Consider the following 19,451-nt stretch of genomic DNA (forward strand, 5'->3'; position numbering starts at 1 on the left):
TCATTGCACCCTGAAGCCGCCCGTGGCATCGCGCACGATGGCCACCGCATGCGGGCCGCTGCGCAGCTCCAGAGAGACGGGCGCACCGATCCATTCGGAGGTGAGCAGCAAAGGCGCTGCGGGCGTGACCTCCACGACGCCGGCCCGCCACCTGCGGGGGCGCAATGCATCGTCTTGCGCGAAGCGATCGAGTTCGCCGCCGGTCGTGACCATGGGGACAACGCTGCCGGGTGTGTTCGTCCATGTGCCGCGCACGAACTGGTAGCCGTCGCCGCGTGCTTCCCAGGCGATGACGCGGCCATCGATGCGCGCTTCGTGCTGCGCGGTGGTCAGCCGCAGGGCGAGTTCGCGCGCGTCGAGCCGCAGCGGCTCGGACGGGTCCGGCGCGGCGCTGAGGGAAATCGCGGCCGTTGCGATGCCGACGATGACCAGCACGATCATCACTTCGATCAGCGAGAAGCCAAGATTGCGGCGAAGGGAGTTCATAGGGAAGCGTCGCCATTCCATGGAGGGCAGAAGTCCTTCCGCAGTGGCTCGCAAAAATACTAAGCGCGGAATGTGGCGTTGACATGAATTGCCAACATGTCTCTGCTAATACTGCGGTTCCCGCGGGAGCGCAGCGTGCTGTGCCCCGCAGCGTACGGACATTGAAGGAATTGCACGATGACTCCGACATGGAAATGGCCGGCTTCGATATCGCCGGCAAGCGCTGTGCATGTGCATGTGCTTGGCTTGGCTGCGGTCATTGTTGTCGCGACCTTCTGGGCCAACAGATTGCACCAGCCTCGACCAGCACCGGTGCAGACGAAAGCTGCCGCTGCGGCGCCCACCGATCCCGCGGCCCAGACCGTGGCCGCCTGGCTGGGGCCGGGGCAGTTGCGCCTGAATGTTGTCGTGGTCGGTCTCATGCGTCGGGCCGATCGTGCGGTGGCGGTGCTGGCGATCAACGGCGCACCGCCCAAGGCCTTCATGGCCGGAGAGACCCTGATGCGCGACGTCACCCTCGCGTCCATCGAGCCCGATGCGGTGACGATCGAGCGCGCCGGCATTGCGACTCGCATCGCGTCTCCCTTGAGACCCGACTACGGTCCTCCAGGCATCGTCCGGGTGCCCTGATCTCGTGCGCCTGGGGGGCGAGAAACATTCATGTCTTTTTTCCTGCGGGTTTGCCGGATGACACTCGTCTAGAAAGATCAGTCCCGAACCATGGTCGGAAAGCGCCCATCGCTGCCTGGGGCTTCCACATGCAGGTTGGATGGAGGAATCTGGATGAAGAAAAAGAAGTTGAGCTCAAGCGTCTCATCATTCGACTTGGTCAAGAGCGTATCGATGCAGACCCTGGACAAGGAGCTGTCCAAGCATGTCGAAATCGCCAGGACAAAGCCGGTGCCCATCGACCGGTATGGCGTACCGTGGGTGTGGATCGTGTCGCATCCGTTGTGGATGGAGGTCGACTATCTGAAGTCCTTCGTGCCCGAGAACCACGCGCTGGTGGCGTTGAGGGAGGCCATCGACAGCATCCTAGCCTACGAAGGCCTCTTCATGAACGAACTCTCGATGCAGTGCGAGAGCGGCATGGATGCACGGATGATCACGCGTGCCTGGCTGCTGCAGATCGTCTATTCGTTGGCAAACCCCAAGCGGGTGCGCGAGGGGCTGGGCTACAACATGCTGTGGCGCTGGTTCGTCGGCTATCTGCTTCGCTCCGAGCCGTTGCCCGAGTTGCGTGCGTTCGTTCAGGACATCAACATGGCCAGCGCCCATCCCCATGTGGTCGACATCGTGTACCGCTGCCTGAGCAACGGGGCATTGCTGAATGCAGACACCGAGGAATTCAACGTCAACCGCGGTTTGCTGCATGCCTTGCGAGCCCACCACCTCGACGTTCTGGGTCTGGCAAAGGGCGACCCCTCCGCACGCGTCCAGCGAGAACATGACGAGCAGATCGTGGCCGAGTGAGAGGGCTCGCCCGCCGAAGTGCAATCGCGTTGACGTTCCATCTATGCCTGCAGGAAGCGTCCCCTGTACGCAAACCCAAGCCGGGCGTGCATTGCGCCGATATGGGTGAAGGAGCCGAGGCTGAAGAGCCACGCCAGCAGCACGTTCCAGCTCACCGCAGTCGCGGCCGCAACCAGAGAGAGGTGCCCGTGCGTGGTCGGCAAGGTGATGTCCGGCAGGAAGCCACTGCCCCAGCCGATGACCAGAAAGATCACGGCACCGAGGCGCTGACTCATGCGCTGGAAGTGTCGCGCCAAGGTCTCGCGGCTGATGTATGCCTCGCGGTGTTGGCGTTGATTGATGCGCAAGATGGTTGCAGCATTGACAAGCGCGACGCCGACCATCAGCGATGGCCAGAATGCGGGGTGATCGCTGCGTGGATCGATCGCGAGCAGGGCCCCGATGAACCAGAAGCTGGGTGCCATCGCTGTTCCGAGGAACCACGAAGCCATCAGGCACGCCCACCAGGGCGCGCGCCAATGCAAGACGCTCGGCATGTTCATCGGATGCTTCATGAGGATGTTGGTCTGTGGTCGCAGCCTTCACGCTGCGATCGGCTGTTCTCCTAGACGAATGCGGATGCATGTTTCCGCAGAAAACAGTTGACTGTTGTCACATACATGCAACTTCGCGCATGGATGATTTCTTTTTAAACAGGGTGCCTGCTGCCGAGATGACGCGATCCTCTACGTCTTTGTTGCGTACCCGGCATCTTGACGGTGGGCGGGGGGGCGTGCAGTGGTTCGTACTGTTGCGCGCGACGTAATAGGTCGTGCAGCGGTTTGTGCGTACGTACTGTGGATGGCGCTGGAACCCGCACTGGCGACGACGAGCGATCCAGCGCCTGCCGCAGCTTCGGTCCAGCAGGAGCTTCTCGACTTCGACATCCCCGGCCAGCCGCTGGCTTCGGCGCTGGAGCGCTACGCGGTTCTTGCGGACCAGACTGTTCTGTTCAGCGACGCATTGGTGGAGGGGCGCATGTCGGCACCGGTCAAGGGCCGATACGTTCCGCAGGCCGCCTTGGCAACGCTTCTCACGGGAACCGGCTTGATGGCTGATGGCCGCGGTGGTCAATTGAAAGGCACCTTCGTGCTCAGGCAGCTATCGGACGCAACCGCGGCTGCCATTGCAGAGCCCGGCCTGGACCGACGCTACGACGGACTGGTGCAGGCCCGCGTCTGGGAGGCGTTGTGCGCCGATCCGCGCACGGAGCCCGGAAACTACCGTGCATCGATTCGGCTGAACATCGACCCGGCCGGTCGCCTGACGGATGCACGCCTGCTCGGTTCAACCGGCGACGCGGGGCGCGACCGGGCCATGCTTGCTGCGTTGAACGGGCTGGCGCTGGATCAGTCGCCGCCCATGGATCTCAGGCAGCCGCTGATGCTGATCATCCTGCCGAGGGACAGGCTTGCGGGGCGAGCCTGCGGGAAGAGCGGGGCAGCACCATGATCGACGACGTCTTGCCCATGCTGCGCAGCGTCCTGACCCAGCGCTACGCGCAGATCAAGCACAGCCTCTCCATCCATCTGGGCAGTTCCGAGTTGGCGGGCGACACCCTGCACGAAATCTGGCTGCGCTTGCAGAGGGACAGCCGCATTGCCGGACCGGTTGCCAATCCTCAGGCCTACCTGGTCCGCATGGGGGTCAACATCGCAATCGATGTGCGGCGCAGCCAGAGCCGGATGCTGGCGGCCGAGGATGTGCAAGAGTTGATGGACGTCATTGCGGACCCCGCGCCGGGCCCGGCGCAGATCGTCGAATCCCGCTCGGAGCTGGAGGCTCTCAAGGCCGTGGTCAGCGAGATGCCGGCGCGCCGCCGCGAAATCCTGATTCTTGTGCGGTGGGAGCATTGGCCGCAGCGCGATGTCGCCAAGCGCCTGGGGGTGTCGCTGCGCACCGTGGAAAGCGAACTCAAGGCCGCTCAGGAATACTGCGCTGCCCGTCTGTTGCACCGATAGCAGGCTTTCATGACGGATGCGCGAAATTTTTCAGCGGGTTTGCGGGTCGATATCCGTCTAGTAGGCATCGCGAGACTTTTGCAAAGAATCTTGAGAGCGAGCCGATGACCCAACCCGATGACTGCAACAACCTGCCCGATGTGCTCAAGGATGCACAGGCGTGGGTGCGCAAGCTCACGTCCGGCCAGGTCAGCGCGTGGGAGGCGCAGGCATTCAAGCGCTGGCGCGATGCCAATGCGGCCCATCTGGCGGCGTTCCAGGAGGCAACGCGTCAATGGCGATTGCTGGAGTCCGTCAGCGGCAGCGTGCTTGCCACCCATGCAGACGCGGCGCGCTATCACCGCAAGACCCTGCATCAACCTCGCGTCGGCCGGCGCGCCTTTCTGGGTGTTGCGGTCAGCGGGGCGGCGGTTGCAGGTGTCGCTGCCTATTCGCCGTTGGGGTTCTGGCCCGATGCCGGGCAGTGGGGGGCCGACTACCGCACAGCCGTGGGCGAGCAGCGCGAGGTCTCGCTGGACGACCGCGTGACCGTGGCAATGAACACCCGTACCAGCCTGCGCCGGGTCAGCGACCAGGGACGGATGGTCGGTGTGGAGCTGCTGGAGGGCGAAGCGGCGCTGCAGGTCCGCGAAGATGCGCAGCCTTTCCGTGTGGTGGCGGGCTTGGGGCGGGTCGTTGCCGAAGCGGCGGATTTCGAAGTCCGGTATGTCGATGAACGCATTTGCGTCACCTGCCTGCGCGGCAGGGTGAGCATCGAGCACCCGGCGGGGAAGCGCCTGCTGCAGGCGCGGCAGCTTGCCGTGTACGACGGCCGGGCCATCAGCGATATCGCGGCCGTCGATCCGGACAGCGTCTCGTCCTGGCGCCAGGGCGAACTGGTGTTCAAGCAGACGCCGCTGCCCGTCGTCGTGGGAGAGATCAACCGTTACCGCCCGGGGCGCGTGGTGTTGGTCGGGGACGCGCAGCGCACCAAGACCGTCACTGCGCGCATCAAGATCGCGGAGATCGAGACCGCGCTGCTGCAGATCCAGTACAGCTTCGATCTTGGTGCGCGAACATTTCCCGCGGGCGTGCTCGTCCTGAGCTGATCTGCTTTCGGTGCAGACAGAGGTCTGCCGATGTGACCGTGGCATGACGATGCGACCGCGCTTGCAGGCATCGTGCCGATCTTGCTGCGCATGTTTCCCCGAAGCCACGCGGGGCGAAGACGGGGAAAGTATTTGTACTTTTTTACTGCGGGTCCGCCGACTGGCATACGTCTAAAAAAAACAGTCGTCGATCGTGACCCGCACACGCCTTTGGAGGGCTGAGCATTCCGGATCGGGCACACGCAAACATGTGTGCGGCGGGGTTCGACTTCGACACCTATTTCGGCAGGAACTCCAATGAGCACACGCGGGCGCATCGAAACGAACCGACCAACAAACACGAAGCATGCCGTGTTCCGGCTGGCGCCGCTGGCGCGCGCCATTGCCGTGATGGTGGCCACCGGCGGGGTGCTCGGCCATGCGCATGCGCAGCGCGCCTTCAGTCCGGCCTGGTATGCCAACAAGGGCGCGATCCAGAGCACCGCGAGCGCGACGGGCATGCTGCCCAACGGCACACCCGCCTCGACGCTGACCAGTCCGCAAGCCCAACAGCAGCGTGCCAACGAGCAACTGCAGCGCTCCATCAATAACCTCAACGTCGCAGCCCAGGCCATTGCGGTGCAGCAGGCGGCCCAGGCCGCGGCGCGCCGGGCCGCAGCGAACGACCCGTCGGTTCCGGATGGCATGGCCGACGGCGGCCTGAAGATCGACACGAACAGTCTCACTGCCGGCTGGCACAACGCCAACAGGCCTGTGCAGTCGCAGGCCGATGGCCGCACGAACGTTTCCATCCAGCAGACCGGCGACAAGGCCATCCTGAACTGGGAGACCTTCAACGTGGGGCGCAACACCACAGTCGATTTCAAGCAGCAGGCCGACTGGGCGGTGCTCAACCGCGTGAACGATCCTGGCGCACGCCCCTCGCAGATCCAGGGGCAGATCAAGGCCGACGGCACGGTGCTCATCGCCAACCGCAACGGCGTGGTGTTCTCGGGCGCCAGCCAGGTCAACACGCGCAACCTCGTGGCCGCCGCGGCCACGATCACGGACGATCAATTCCGCAACCGCGGCATCTACGCCAACGACACGACGCCGAGCTTCACCGATGCGCTCGGCAAGGTCGAGGTGAAGGCTGGCGCGCAGATCGCCACCCATGCGCCCGGATCGGTCACCCAGGGTGGAGGCTACGTGCTGCTGCTGGGCGGCGAAGTGCGCAACGCCGGGCAGATCAGCACCCCCTCGGGCCAGACCGTGCTGGCCGCCGGCGACAACTTCACCATCCGCAAGGGCGTGGGGACGGAGGCCAACCTGGGTTCGACCACCGCAGGCAATGAGGTCTCGGCCTCGCGCAATGCAGGCAGCGCCTCGGGCACCGTCGTCAACACCGGCCTGATCATGGCCCCCACCGGCGATATCACCCTGACCGGCCATGCGGTAACCCAGGCGGGCGTGGTCGTTGCCACCACCTCGACAGCCAAGCGCGGCACCATCCATCTTTCCAACCGAGCCAGCGACGACAGCGGCACGGTCACCCTGGCCCAGGGCGGCACCACGGCCGTGCTGCTCGAAGCCGGCAGTGCCACGGCGCTGGACAGCCAGCGCGATGCCGCGCTCCAGGGCCTCGGCAGCGCCGCCGGCAACAACGTCACCGGCGTGTTCGACAACCTCAGCGCCATCGTGGATCGCCGCGACCTCTCGCGCATCGAGATCGTCAGCGGCAGCACCGTGGAATTCCAGGGTGCCTCGATGACCCTGGCCACCGGTGGCGAGATTGCGGTGTCCGCGCCGAGGCGCACGCTCATTGCGCCTGGCGCCCAACTGGACGTCTCGGGCGCCGTGGGCGTCAAGGTGTCGATGGAGAGCAACAACGTCCTGATCGACACGCAGGGCAACGAACAGCGCGATGCACCGATCAATCGCGACACCAAGAATCTCAACAGCCTGAACCTGTGGGTGGACCGGCGCAGGCTGGTCCTGGTGCCGGCCGGCACCAACGGCTACGCCACGGACCGCTGGTACACGGAAGGCGGCCTGCTGGAAGTCAGCGGCTATCTGGCGACCAGCGGCCACACGGTGGGCGAGTGGATGGCCCAGGGCGGCACCGTCACGGTGTCGGGCGGCGATCTGGTGACCCGTTCCGGCTCCAGCATCAACCTGTCGGGCGGCACGCTGGACGTGGCCACCGGCATCATCCGGCAGAGTTGGCTCAAAGGCAGCGACGGGCAACTGCACGAAGTGTCCAGGGCGCCGGGTGACCTGATGTACACGGGGCTGTACCGGGGCTTCGAAGACCTGCACGCGCGTTGGGGCAAGAACACCACGGGGTACTTCTACAACCCGCTGATCGGACCGCAGAGCCGGCTGGAAAACGGCTACACGGTAGGCCGCGATGCGGGCAAGCTGGTGGTGGCCACCACCAGCGCGGTGCTCGAGGGCGCGATCGTTGGCGACACCTACCAGGGGCCGCAGCAAACCCAGGCCGCACGGGCGGACCTTGACGGTTACTACCAATCGCAGAATGCAGCGCCGCGCAATGGCCAGCTCGTCATCGGCCAGTACCGTCCCGTCTACGACGCGAACACCCGCCTGCTGCGCTACAGCCTGACGCCCCTGATCGACAGCGTGACGCTGGGCGAGATCACGCAGAGCATTGCCGATGGCCTGCAGCTGTCCGATGCGGTGTCGACCGAGCGCCAGGGCACCCTGGTGCTGGATGCTGGGAGCCTGAGCGCCTCCGGTCTTGGGGCCGTGCGCATTGCGGCCAGGAAGGACATCGGGGGCCGCAACGTGTTGCAGGTTGCCGACGGCGGCGAGATCGTGCTGTTTGCACCAGTGGTGGACCTGACTGCCGGCCTGACCGCGCACAGCGGCACCATTCGCCTTGGCAATGTGCTCAGGCAGCCTCAAGCCAGCACGGGCAATCCTGTCGGGGATGTCCGCATCGGTATTCCGGACGGCACCGAAGGCGGTGTCTGGGTGCACGAAGGCGTCACTCTCGATGCCACCGGTCGGGCGATCGATCTGCGGCAGCAAGGCAGCGAGCCGGGCGGCCTCGCGTACATCGACGGCGGCACGGTCAGTATCCGTTCGACGGAGAGCGTGACGCTGGCACGCGGTTCGCTGATCGACGTGTCCTCGGGCGCGGCGGTGCGGGCCGACGGAAGCATTACCGGCGGCACGGGCGGTTCCGTGCAACTGGGCTCGGGCCTTGTGAGTGCAGGTGGAGGCAATGCCACGGCGGTACTGACGCTGGATGGCGATATCCGGGGCTATGGCGTCAAGGGCGGCGGCACGCTCGAGATCGAGTCGGCGAGTGCCATCTCCATCGGTGGGAAGGTGGTGCAGACGGATGGAGTCCTGGGGGCTGGTGAATCGGCCCTGGCGGATTTGATTCTGCTGAAGGACTATCAGGTCAGGGCGGGGGAGGTATTGCCCGTCGATTACTCATACCAAACACTCACTGCTTCGCCTGGACAAAGGCTGCCCGGTGGAACGCCCGCAACCGACGTTTGGTACACGCTGGGGGCCGATTGGGTGGTGCCGCTGCCACCGCCCGGCTCAAGCCCTTTCTCGATCAATAACGTGGTAAGCCAGGATGGACAAGTGTGGCGTCTATCCAGCTTCACACCGCCTGGAAGCATTGTCATTCCGGCTGGAACCACTGTCCGATTCTCTGGTTCATCAGGCCTTTACTTTGCGGGATATGTGGTGGACCCGCGTGTCTTTCCCAACGGGATTCAGCTGAAGACGCCCATGACCGCCATCGTCTCCACCGGAGAGATCGCACCCGCCGATTTCACGGTGTCGTCCGGAACGCGCCTGGCAGCCGGTACGCAGTTGCTGCGACCTGCCGAGGTGGCGAAGACGACGGCGCTGTCGACCGGGTTGTTCCAGAGTGGTTTCTCACAGTACAACGTGCGAGCCCACAACGGCTTGGTGGTGCCCGACGGCGTCTCCCTGGACGTGAAGATGCCGGTGCTCCAGGCAGATGCGTCCGTGCTGTCGGCGGGCGTCGGCATCAAGGATCTGCTCCAGCCCTGGCTGCCCGAGCTGTATCAGGAAAATCCCGCAACCCGCACGCTGAACCAGCGTCGCGGGGCGGGGCTGTCGCTGGCGGGAGGGGTCGCGAACGAGCAGGGCAGTGTGGGCGACAGCGGCAACCTGTATATGGGCGAAGGGGCCAGCGTGCGCGTGGACCCCGGCCAGTCCATTGCCCTGTCCAGCCGGGGCAATCTGATGGTCAACGGTCTGCTGCAGGCCAAAGGCGGGCGCATCAGCCTGCTGGGACCCCAGAGCAGTGTGGTCGACCAGACATTGGCCGAAGGTGGCAGCTTGGCCGACGGCTCAGCCAACACGCGCACCATCCTGCTGGGCGAACATGCCGTGCTCGATGCCTCGGCGGCATCTGCCGTCGCATCGGACGCGCGAGGCCGTCCCTATGGCGTACTGACCGACGGGGGAAGCATCGTCGTCGGCGGCACCATGCAGGAGTCCGGAAGCCGTGCCATCGCCTCGGATGCTTTCGTGGTGATTCGGGAAGGCGCACTGCTGGATGCTTCGGGCGGGTCTGCGCAGTTGAATGTCGACGGCACGGGCACGAAGACCGTCGCCAGCAATGGCGGCAGCATCCAGATTGCCTCGGCCAGCGGCCTTTATCTGGATGGCAGCCTGCGAGCCCATGCAGGCGGGGCGGGCGCCGCAGGCGGCAGCCTCGCGGTGGCACTGGAAGCGCCCAACTACAAGACGTCGGGCGCCACCGTGGACGATGCGGTGCTGGCAGCGCGCGAACTGACGCTCGTCCAGCAGCGCACATCGGGCGCGTCCGATGCGGCAGGACTCAAGCACGGTCGAGCCGCATTGGCCGCGAACCAGGTGCAGGGCGGCGGCTTTTCTTCGCTGACCCTGTACAGCAACGGCCTGGTGAGTTTCGGCGGCGACCTGAATCTCGCCATGGACAAGGAACTGCGCATCTATTCGGGTGCACTGGCCGTATCGAGCGGCATCGATCCCAGTATCCATGTGTCGCTGTCCGCCCCCTACGTGCTGCTGGCCGGCATCGCCGACAACGCGGCGCGGAAAGACGACTATGTGCGCCCTTCCTACCAGGGCGGCGTGAGCACCCTGGACTCCACCGCGGTGTTGACAGCGCAGGGCAAGCTCATCGACGTGAAGGGGGCAGTGACGCTGGGCCTGAACGACACCGTGGGCACTTCGCTGGTGGAGCGGGCCGGTTTCGGCCAGCTCGAGCTGGCCAGCGAAGGCGATCTTCGCTTCGTGCGAGGCGCGCCCATGCTGCAGGGCGCTTCCTTCGGTGCCGAGCTCAGCACCACGGGCGACGTCCTGCTGCGCGCAGCGCAGGTGTATCCGGCCACGGGTACTTCGGCACGCGTGCTGGCGGGCCGGGCCGACAGCAACACCTACCGTCCGGACGGCCGTCTGGTCATCGAGCGCTACGACGCGCACGCTGCGGAACCCGCACTGCCTTACTCGGTGTTCGGCGGTCTCATCCTCGGCGCGGCCCACATCGAGCAGAACGGTGTGCTGCGCGCACCACTGGGTTCGATCGCGCTGGGCACGGACCTCACCGGTGTGGCGGTCGGCGAAACCACTTCGGTGAGGGTGGCCTCGGGCAGCCTGACCTCCGTCAGCGCCGACGGCCTGACGATGCCTTACGGTGGCACCTCCGATGGCGTGAACTACACCTATCGCGGCACGCCCGTATCGCTGCGCGGTGTGGATGGTGCCGGGACGATCTCGATATCCGCCCGAAACACCGCGGTGGAAGACCACGCGGTGCTGGACCTGTCGGGTGGTGGTGAGCTGCGCGGCGCCGGCTTCGTCTCCGGTCGTGGCGGCTCCACCGATGCGCGGATGTACCCGTTGATGCAGGTCGGTCGCAAAGGCTTCACGCTCCCGGGGCTGGGAAGCAATCCGGTCTACGCCATCGTGCCGGGCTATGCCTCGGCGTATGCCCCTGCCGATGGCGGCGGAGCCGTCGATCCCCGGATCGGCCAGCAGATCACCATCGGCGCGAACGACATCCCGGGTCTGGCCGCAGGCACCTACACCTTGCTGCCCTCCAACTACGCGTTGCTGCCGGGCGCATTCCGCGTCGAGATCAACGGGGCCGCAACGGGGCTGGCTTCCAGCCGCGCGCTTGCGATGCGCAACGGCTCCTACACCACGGCGGGCACGCTGGGTACCGCCAATACCGGCATGGCCGACAGCCTGTCGAGCCAGCTCATCGTCACGCCGGCGAGCGTGCTGCGCAGCTATTCCCAGTACAACGAAACCGGCTACTCGGACTTCGTGCTTCAGCAGGCGGCGCTGGCCGGCACCGTCCGCGCCATGCTCCCTGCCGACGCCAAGAATCTGATCTTCCTCTTGCCCTCGTCGGCCGAGAGCTCCTTCAGCTTCAACGGGATGGCCGACTTCACCCCTGGCAAGAATGGCTACGGCGGCACGGCCAGCATCATGACCAGCAGCGCCAGCGTCGGGGAGGGCGCGATCGAATTACTGGGCAGCGGCGCATCGCCGACAGCGGACTTCAACGGTCTGTCGCTTCATGCCAGGGATCTCAATGCCATCGGGGCCGCCCGGATGATTGTGGGAGGCAGCCTGTCGTCGACCTATGGCGCGCAGGCCAATGGTGCAAACCTCAGCAACTACGTCGATATCGCGGGGCAGACGGGCAGGATCGTCCTGCGCGAAGGTGCCATCCTGAAGGCGCCCGAAGTGTTCCTGATTGCAGGCAACCCCGACGGCGGCATCACCGTCGAGACCGGTGCGGGCATCAACACCATCGGGACGGGCAGGGTGCCCTTCGATTCGACCAACGGCTATATCTATCGGCCCGGTCCGGTTGCCGTGATGGCGGCATCCAACGGATGGCTGAACATGCTGCCGCCCCAGGCAGATCAGTCGCCGATGCAAGGGGCGGGCTCCATCGCCATCGGCGCTTGCGGCATCACCTGCACGGGCACGACCGAGCTGTATTCCGAAGGCACGCTGCTGGCCGCCACGCGGCGCGATTTCGAGCTGAGCGACAGCGTGCGCTATGGCACCCGCAATCTCGTGCTGGCGGTGGGCGCGGTCAATGCCGGCAGCAACGAAGACCTGGCCGCTGCGGCGGAGCGCGGCGCGCTGACCCGTGGTCTGACCCTGAACCAGACCGTGCTCGACCGCCTGCTGCGCGGCGACACCGCCTACGGCGCGCCTGCACTGGAACGGCTGGTGCTCACGGCCGCCGAGTCGGTCAACTTCTTCGGCAACGTCAGCCTGGACACCACCAATGCCGCCACCGGCAGGTCGTCGCTGGACAACCTGGTGCTGTCCACCCCGGCCATCTATGGCCAGGGGGCGGCGGGCGATGTCGCCACCATCACCACTGGCAAGCTCACCTGGGCGGGGCTGGGCAACGATGCACCGGCACCCATCATCGGTGGGCGCGGCACCGGCGCCGGCAAGCTGATGGTCAATGCCGACGTGATCGAGTTCGGCTACGACGCCACCGCGCAGCCCACCGGCATCGACAACTTCGGCCGCACCATCCTCGGCTTTGCCGATGTGCAGTTGTCCGCCAAAGAGCGCATCACCGCCAATCACAAGGGGGCTCTGTCGGTCTATCAGTCGCAGCTGGCCGACGCGGATGGCCTGCGCTACCAGGGCGGCAATCTGGTGCTGACGGCGCCGCTGGTCACGGGGGCGGGCGGCTCGGTCAACAGCATCACGGCCGGCGGCACGCTGCAGGTGCTGGCGCCGGCAGGCGGCGCGGCAAATGCCGGCGCCACAAGCCTGGCGGCCGGCGTGCAGACGGGCGCCGAACTGAACCTGACCGGCAGCACCGTGCGGGTCGACACCACGGTGGCATTGCCCAGCGGCAAGCTCACTGTCACCGCCGATGGAGACATCACTTTGGGCGATGCGGCCTGGCTGGATCTGGCCGGCCGCGAGGTCGTGATGCACGATGTCAGCCGCTATTCGTGGGGCGGCGACGTCACGCTGCGCAGCACATCGGGCAACATCGCCCAGGCGGCGGGTTCGACCATCGACATCTCCGCCAGCAACAACAACGCGGGCCTGCTGAGCGCCATTGCGTTGGCAGATGGCGCGGGCCGCGTGGACCTGCAGGGCACGCTGCGAGGCAGCGCCAGCGGCCACTACGATGCCGGCGGCACGCTGGTGCCTTACCGCGCGGGCGGCGTGAACATCCGGGCCCAGTACCTGGGCAGCGGCGGCACGCTGACCGATCAGTTCGCGGCCTTCAACACCCGGCTCAACGAGGGCGGCTTCCTGGGCGAGCGCAGCTTCCAGTTCAAGCAGGGCGACCTGCGCATCGGCAATGAGCTCAAGGCCCGCGAGATCAACGTCTCGCTGGACAAGGGCCACCTGGACGTGGCCGGCACCATCGACGCCAGCGGCGAACAGGTCGGAAGCATCCGCCTTGCGGCCGCCAACGGCCTGACCCTGGCGAACAACGCGGTGCTCGACGCGCACGGCACGGTGCTGCGCGTGGACAGCCGCGGCAAGATCATCGACAGCCCCAACCGGGCCATGGTGGAACTGGATGCCGGCACCGGCACCTTGACGCTGGCCGATGGCGTGCGCATCGACCTGCGCCACGGCACCGGGTCGGCCGGCGGCGACGGCCGAAACCGCGGCACGCTGGATCTCTATGCGGCCCGGCTGGGCAGCGGCGGCGGTGTGCTCGATGCCGACGCGGCCACCTACGGCGACATCGCCATCGATGCCCGCGGCACGGTGAACATCCAGGGCGCCAGGTCGATCGCCGTGTACGGGCGACAGCGGTACAGCGACGCGCCCTATGGCAGCGATGCGGCGGCCAGCGACCGCCCGTATCAGGTCATCGACCAGGCGTACCTGAATGCCAAGCACGACGAGGCCACGAGATTCATCGACGGGGCGCTCGTCAACGGCAACCTGCTCGGCACCAAGCTGGCAGGCCTGAACAATGCCGCGTACCGCGATGCCTTCCACCTGCGGCCCGCGGTCGAGATCGCCAGTGCCACGCCCGACGGCGACCTGGTTGTGCAAGGCGACCTGGACCTGTCAGGCTACCGCTACGCCAGCCTGAATCCGAACACGTCCAAAACCGGTGTCTACGGCTCCGGCGAGGTGGGCATGCTGACCCTGCGTGCGGGGGGCGACCTGTCCATCTACGGCAGCATCAACGACGGCTTCGCGCCGCCGCCAGCGACGCCGGACGACGGCGGCTGGATCCTGACCTCCGGCGTGCAGGCCTTCGGCGGCGATGTGGTGGTGCCGGTGGCCGGCGTCACCCTGGCCGAGGGCACCACCTACCCGGCGGGCAAGACGCTGAACTACGCCATCACGGCGAAGAACGTCACGCTCCCGGCCGGCACCGTGCTGCCGGGCGCCGTCACGCTGGACAGCGCGCTGACGCTGCCCGCCGGCACGGTGCTGGCGGCGGACGTGCGCGCGGCCGACGGCAGCGTACTGCTGGCGGCGGGTACCGTGGTGGGGGCCAATGGCCTCCTGCTGCCGACCGGGGCACAACTGCTGGCCGGTGCGCGCTTGCCTGTGGCGGTGACACTGGCGCGCCTGACCTGGCCCAAGGGCGCGGCGCTGCCGGTGGCCATGGTGCAGTCCGGTGCGCTCACGCTGCCGGTGGGCGCGTTGATTGCCTCCGGCACCCACATCGCGCTGACCGACGATGCCAAGTCGGTCAACTTGCGGCCGGCGGATTCGACGGGGCGCCAGGCGCAGAACTGGGCGGTGGCGCAGATGCTGCCGGAGGGTTCGCAGTCGTGGAGCATGCGGCTGGTAGCGGGAGCGGATCTCGGCGCAGCCGATGCGCGAACGCGCAATGCCCTGCGCACCGGCGACATTGTTCTGGCCGATGCCCACTACACCGTTCAGAAAGCGGGCGGCGGCACCCTGATCGGCCTGAATTCGCACGGCGTGGATGCCGTGGTGGCTGCAGCCGGCGGCCTTCCCGGCGGCATCAATAGCAAGAGCGAACTGGTGGGCAAGACGGAGGCCCAGATCATCGCCCTCTATCTGGCTTTCTCGTGGGACGACTTCGGTCTTCCCTCCGATTTCTGGAGTCCCTCGAACGGCAACATCCTGTTGGGGCTCACGCCGCAGGGGGTGGACGCCGTGGTGAATGTGGCCGGTGGCCTTCCGCCCGGCATGAACACCAAGAGCGAACTGGTGGGCAAGACCGAGCCTCAGATCATCACCCTCTACCAGGCCTTCTCCTGGGACGACTTCGGTCTTCCAGGCAATTTCTGGGAGCTCCCGGCCGGCAACGGCGCCACGATCAATCTGCCGCTCACCTACACCGTCAAGGCGCCCATCTTCAGCGTGCTGCGCACCGGCACGGGCGATCTGGACATCTCGGCGGGCCGCAACTTCTCGATGCTGTCGCCTTATGGCGTGTACACGGCCGGGACACCGACCAGCCTCGGCAATGCCGCGCTCGATGCCAGCTACAACCAGGCGCGCGGCCTGCTGGCGGGCAACTCCGTGCTGGGGTCCGTTGCCGGCGACGCTGCGGCCGACTACGAGAAGTTGGTCAGGGGATCAGACAGCTTGTACAAGGCATGGTATCCGGACCGTGGCGGCAACCTGTGGGTGGATGTCGGCGGGAATCTCACCGGCGATTCGTGGAGTGCCAGCGGGGAGTTGCCCTGGGCCAGCTCCAGCGTCGGCAACTGGCTGTGGCGGCAGGGGACGGGCAAGACCGCGGGCGTGGACGATGTGCCCACCGCGTGGTGGATCAACTTCGGCACCTATGCCTACAAGGAGCGCAAGGACGGCGCCGGGAACCCGCTGTACTGGCCAACTGTCGCCGGCTTTACCGGGATAGGCACGCTGGGCGGGGGCGACGCCACCATCCGTGTCGGAGGCGATGCGGGTGTCATCACCACGCGCTCGACGGACCTCGTGGCTATCAACGGCCCGAGCAGCAAATCGGCGCGCAGCCAGGGGGTGGTGCTGGCCGTTGGCGGTACCGGCCGGGTTCTCTCGGATGGCGGCCTCGCCCTGACGGGGGGCGGCGACCTGGACGTGCGCATCGGGGGCGGCTGGAACAGCAGCATGGCGGGCCGTCTGACAACCAACGGTCGCGACGTTCCGCAGACGCAAGAGCTGTATGGCGGCCTCGTCAACCTGCGTGGCGAAATCGCCATGAGCGCGGGCCAGATCGGAACGATGGAGCTGTTCTACGGCGCGGCGCAGGACGGCAAGGAGGTTCGGGCATCGAACCCCTATACGTCGAGCATCTCCCGGGCCACCGGAGGTCTGATGCTGATGGGCGGCGACGCCGGCACCACCATCGCCAGCCGCGGCGACCTGGTGCTGGGAGGCACGGGCGATCCGGGTCTGGTAGGCACGCCCAACACGACGGCATTCACGTCCACCGCGGGCAACGGACAGATGGGGCAGAGCTGGTTCAGCCTCTGGACGGACAAGACGGCCGTCAATCTGTCGGCAGCCGGCGGCAATCTGGCCTTCGATACCCGCGCCAGCGAAAGCATCGCCAACCCCTTGGTGGCCGACTGGGACTACACCAGCAACGGAGGCTGGTTCCTGCTGCCCGGCAATGTCAGCGCCGTCGCGAACACGGGCAGCATCTACTACGGCCAGTCGGCCGCATACCTCAACGCTTCCGGCAGCGCGAACCAGTGGAATACCGGCGGCCTGCTGCTCGCGCCGCTGGGCGGTCGTCGCATCGAACTGCTTGCAGGCGATTCGCTCTACGGCGGCGGTTATGCCATCAGTTCGTCCGGTGCGGATGCATCGGTCATGGCGACGGTCCTGCAGCCGGCCTTCGCCGGATTCGACGCGGCGAGTGCCCGCCTGGTCAGCAATGTCAGTGCCAGCGGCCCTCTGGTGGATATCGGGCGCTTTCCTCTGATGGCCTTTGGTGCGAACAGCGTGAGCGACCGGGTGGGCGTGTCCGAGAGCGCGTCCGGCCCGTCGCGCTTCTACGCGGCCAACGGCGACATCGTCGGCCTGCGAACGGGCTCCGTGGTGAAGTTCACCGCTTCCGGCGTTCGTGCCAACGAGGTCGACTACGTGGCCGCCGGGCCGATTGCCGTGAAGGCCGGGCGAGACATCGTCTATTCGGGTACGCGCGTCAACGACACCTTGCCCGAAATCGGCGACTTCACGAGCGACGCTTCGAGTGCAACGGTTTCCGGCGATCTGATCGTTCATACGCACAAGAACGACGTCTCCGTCATCGAGGCGGGCCGCGACATCCTCTATGCCAACTTCGATGTGGCCGGCCCCGGCACCCTGGAAATTTCCGCCGGCCGCAACTTCATCCAGAACGACCGGGCCAACCTCACGAGCATCGGACCCGTGGCCGCAGGCGACGGCCGTCCCGGCGCCGGCATCGTGGTGCAGGCAGGCCTTGGGCCGCATGGCGCCAGCTACACGGGTCTTCTGAGCCAGTATCTCGATCCTGCGAATCTGGCCGCGACCGGCACGCCGTTGGCCGATCAATCCGGCAAGGTTGCCAAGACCTACGGTGCCGAACTGGCCGCATGGCTGTCCGAGCGGTATGGCTTCGAGGGCACGACCGGGCAGGCACTGGCGTACTTCAATGCCCTGGCACCCGAGCAGCAGCGCATCTTCGCGCGCCAGGTCTTCTTCACCGAACTGCGCGAAGGCGGCCGCGAGTACAACGCCGTGGACGGCCCGCGTACCGGCAGCTATCTGCGTGGGCGCAATGCCATCGCGGCGCTGTTTCCGGGCAAGGATGCCAAGGGCAATGGGGGCAGCTATCAAGGCGACTTGCTGATCTACGGCGGATCGGGCATCCATACCAATCTTGGCGGTGGCATTCAGGTGCTCACGCCGGGTGGCGCGCAGACCTATGGCGTGGAAGGCGCCGCGCCGCCTTCCACCGCGGGTCTCATCACGCGTGGCGAGGGCGACATCCAGCTCTATTCGCTGGGCAGCATCCTGCTGGGCCAGAGCCGCGTCATGACCACCTTCGGCGGCAGCATTTTGGCCTGGTCGGCCCAGGGCGACATCAATGCCGGGCGCGGCTCCAAGACCACGGTGGTCTACACGCCGCCACGGCAGGTGTACGACGATGTCGGCAACATGAAGATATCGCCCGATGTGCCCAGCACGGGCGCCGGCATTGCCACGCTCAACCCGCTGCCCGAAGTGCCGCCCGGCGACGTCGACCTGATCGCGCCCCTTGGCACCATCGACGCGGGCGAGGCTGGCATCCGGGTGTCGGGCAACGTCAACATCGCCGCCCTGCATGTGGTGAACGCCGAGAACATCCAGGTGCAGGGCAAGTCCAGCGGGCTGCCGGTGGTTGCAGCGGTGAATGTGGGAGCGCTGACGAATGCCAGCGCGGCAGCAAGTTCGGCCGCTGCCGCCGCACAGGATGTGATGCAGCGAGAGCGCGCCGCGGCCCGCCAGAGCCTGCCCTCCGTCTTCACCGTCCGGGTGCTGGGGTTCGGCAACGAGTCGCCGCCGCAGGGTGGCGAGCAGGCGCCCTCGCAGCCCGCGAAAAGCGGCTTGCAAAGCAGCACGCGGTTTCCTTACGACGCGCACAACTTCGTTCAGGTCGTCTCGCATGGCGACCAGTTCGACCCCGCTGTGATGTCAAAACTTTCCGAAGCCGAGCAGCGTGAGCTGCGAAAGGCCAGGTAATTCTTCGACTTCGTTCCCACGCGGTTTTCTCGCTCGAGAAACTGAATGGGAACGGATTTGTCCAGCGTTTTCGATACGGAGGGTTCCATGTTGGACATGAGCACCTGGGCCTGCGCAGTGCCTTCTGGGGACGCGGATGGCGAGGCCGTTGAAGAGAGGACCGGGAGCGGTTCCCCAGGCGTCTTGCTGCGCGACTTTCTCGTCGCGAACTACGTGCACCTGCAGCAACGCCTGGCACGACATCTGGGTTGCTCCGACCTGGCCAGCGAGTGCTTGCACGACGCCTGGCTTCGCTTGGGCGAGCTGGCGGTCTTCACGTCTGTGCAGAGCCCTGAGGCCTATGTCTATCGCACTGCCTGCAACGCGGCGATGGACCGCATGCGCAGCAACCGTTCCTGGCAATACGCGGATGGCGCCGATACCGAACTCGACTACTTCGTGGATCTCGGCCCCGGCCCGGACACCATTGCAGAGGCGCGCTCCGAACTCGCTGCTGTAGAGCGTGCACTTCATCGCCTGCCACGACGCCACCGATCCGTCCTGGCCGCCCTGCGCATCGAGGACGCCACGCGAGAGGAGGTCGCCACTCGCTTCGATTTGACCTTGCGTCGCGTGGACACAGTCCTGCGCCAGGCACTGGACCACTGCGCCGAGCTCGCCGGCCGGTCGGTGAAGGGCGGGGTGAGAAAAGCCCGGAGCGCTGTGGCAACGGGGGCGCTTTCCCGGTGATGCGATGAAG

9 protein-coding genes are annotated in these 19,451 nt (G+C 66.3%); 7 read left to right on the forward strand and 2 right to left on the reverse strand.

The genetic code is table 11. The features are described from left to right. Positions 1-486, reverse strand: coding sequence for a prepilin-type N-terminal cleavage/methylation domain-containing protein (locus ACZYSP_RS32660; protein WP_489018704.1), 486 nt, complete (start codon positions 484-486; stop codon positions 1-3). 312 nt (positions 487-798) lie between these two features. Here ACZYSP_RS32660 and ACZYSP_RS32665 point away from each other — a divergent pair, with 312 nt between their 5' ends. Beyond that, positions 799-1,116 (forward strand): type II secretion system protein N, encoded by a 318-nt coding sequence (locus ACZYSP_RS32665; protein WP_489018706.1) that lies wholly within the window; start codon positions 799-801, stop codon positions 1,114-1,116. A gap of 213 nt (positions 1,117-1,329) precedes the next feature. Continuing rightward, positions 1,330-1,959 (forward strand): transposase, encoded by a 630-nt coding sequence (locus tag ACZYSP_RS32670; RefSeq protein WP_489018708.1) that lies wholly within the window; start codon positions 1,330-1,332, stop codon positions 1,957-1,959. A gap of 41 nt (positions 1,960-2,000) precedes the next feature. On the opposite strand, the gene ACZYSP_RS32675 is transcribed toward ACZYSP_RS32670, so the two are convergent. Next, positions 2,001-2,513, reverse strand: coding sequence for a hypothetical protein (locus tag ACZYSP_RS32675; protein ID WP_489018710.1), 513 nt, complete (start codon positions 2,511-2,513; stop codon positions 2,001-2,003). Positions 2,514-2,799: 286 nt separating this feature from the next. On the opposite strand from ACZYSP_RS32675, the gene ACZYSP_RS32680 reads away from it, so the two are divergent. From ACZYSP_RS32680 to ACZYSP_RS32700, 5 genes are all read left to right on the forward strand, one after another. Further along, positions 2,800-3,450 carry a TonB C-terminal domain-containing protein gene (locus ACZYSP_RS32680; protein ID WP_489018712.1) on the forward strand — a complete coding sequence of 217 codons (651 nt, stop codon included), beginning with the start codon at positions 2,800-2,802 and terminating at the stop codon, positions 3,448-3,450. Next, complete coding sequence (locus tag ACZYSP_RS32685) at positions 3,447-3,959, forward strand: RNA polymerase sigma factor (protein ID WP_489018714.1); 513 nt, start codon at positions 3,447-3,449, stop codon at positions 3,957-3,959. The genes ACZYSP_RS32680 and ACZYSP_RS32685 overlap by 4 nt, the downstream gene beginning before the upstream one ends. Before the next feature lie 104 nt (positions 3,960-4,063). Beyond that, positions 4,064-5,047 carry a FecR family protein gene (locus ACZYSP_RS32690; RefSeq protein WP_489018716.1) on the forward strand — a complete coding sequence of 328 codons (984 nt, stop codon included), beginning with the start codon at positions 4,064-4,066 and terminating at the stop codon, positions 5,045-5,047. Positions 5,048-5,344: 297 nt separating this feature from the next. Next, positions 5,345-18,712 (forward strand): filamentous hemagglutinin family protein, encoded by a 13,368-nt coding sequence (locus tag ACZYSP_RS32695; protein ID WP_489018718.1) that lies wholly within the window; start codon positions 5,345-5,347, stop codon positions 18,710-18,712. 87 nt (positions 18,713-18,799) lie between these two features. Continuing rightward, positions 18,800-19,441: an RNA polymerase sigma factor gene (locus tag ACZYSP_RS32700; protein ID WP_489018720.1), complete on the forward strand. Its 642-nt coding sequence runs from the start codon at positions 18,800-18,802 to the stop codon at positions 19,439-19,441. Positions 19,442-19,451: the final 10 nt, after the last annotated feature.

This window comes from Variovorax sp. F042 (assembly GCF_057814215.1).

Coding starts and splice junctions, on each gene's coding strand:
- ACZYSP_RS32680 (WP_489018712.1), top strand. CDS start 2,800: ATGGCGCTGGAACCCGCACTGGCGACGACGAGCGATCCAGCGCCTGCC.
- ACZYSP_RS32690 (WP_489018716.1), top strand. CDS start 4,064: ATGACCCAACCCGATGACTGCAACAACCTGCCCGATGTGCTCAAGGAT.
- ACZYSP_RS32695 (WP_489018718.1), top strand. CDS start 5,345: ATGAGCACACGCGGGCGCATCGAAACGAACCGACCAACAAACACGAAG.
- ACZYSP_RS32670 (WP_489018708.1), top strand. CDS start 1,330: ATGCAGACCCTGGACAAGGAGCTGTCCAAGCATGTCGAAATCGCCAGG.
- ACZYSP_RS32700 (WP_489018720.1), top strand. CDS start 18,800: ATGTTGGACATGAGCACCTGGGCCTGCGCAGTGCCTTCTGGGGACGCG.
- ACZYSP_RS32685 (WP_489018714.1), top strand. CDS start 3,447: ATGATCGACGACGTCTTGCCCATGCTGCGCAGCGTCCTGACCCAGCGC.
- ACZYSP_RS32675 (WP_489018710.1), bottom strand. CDS start 2,513: ATGAAGCATCCGATGAACATGCCGAGCGTCTTGCATTGGCGCGCGCCC.
- ACZYSP_RS32660 (WP_489018704.1), bottom strand. CDS start 486: ATGAACTCCCTTCGCCGCAATCTTGGCTTCTCGCTGATCGAAGTGATG.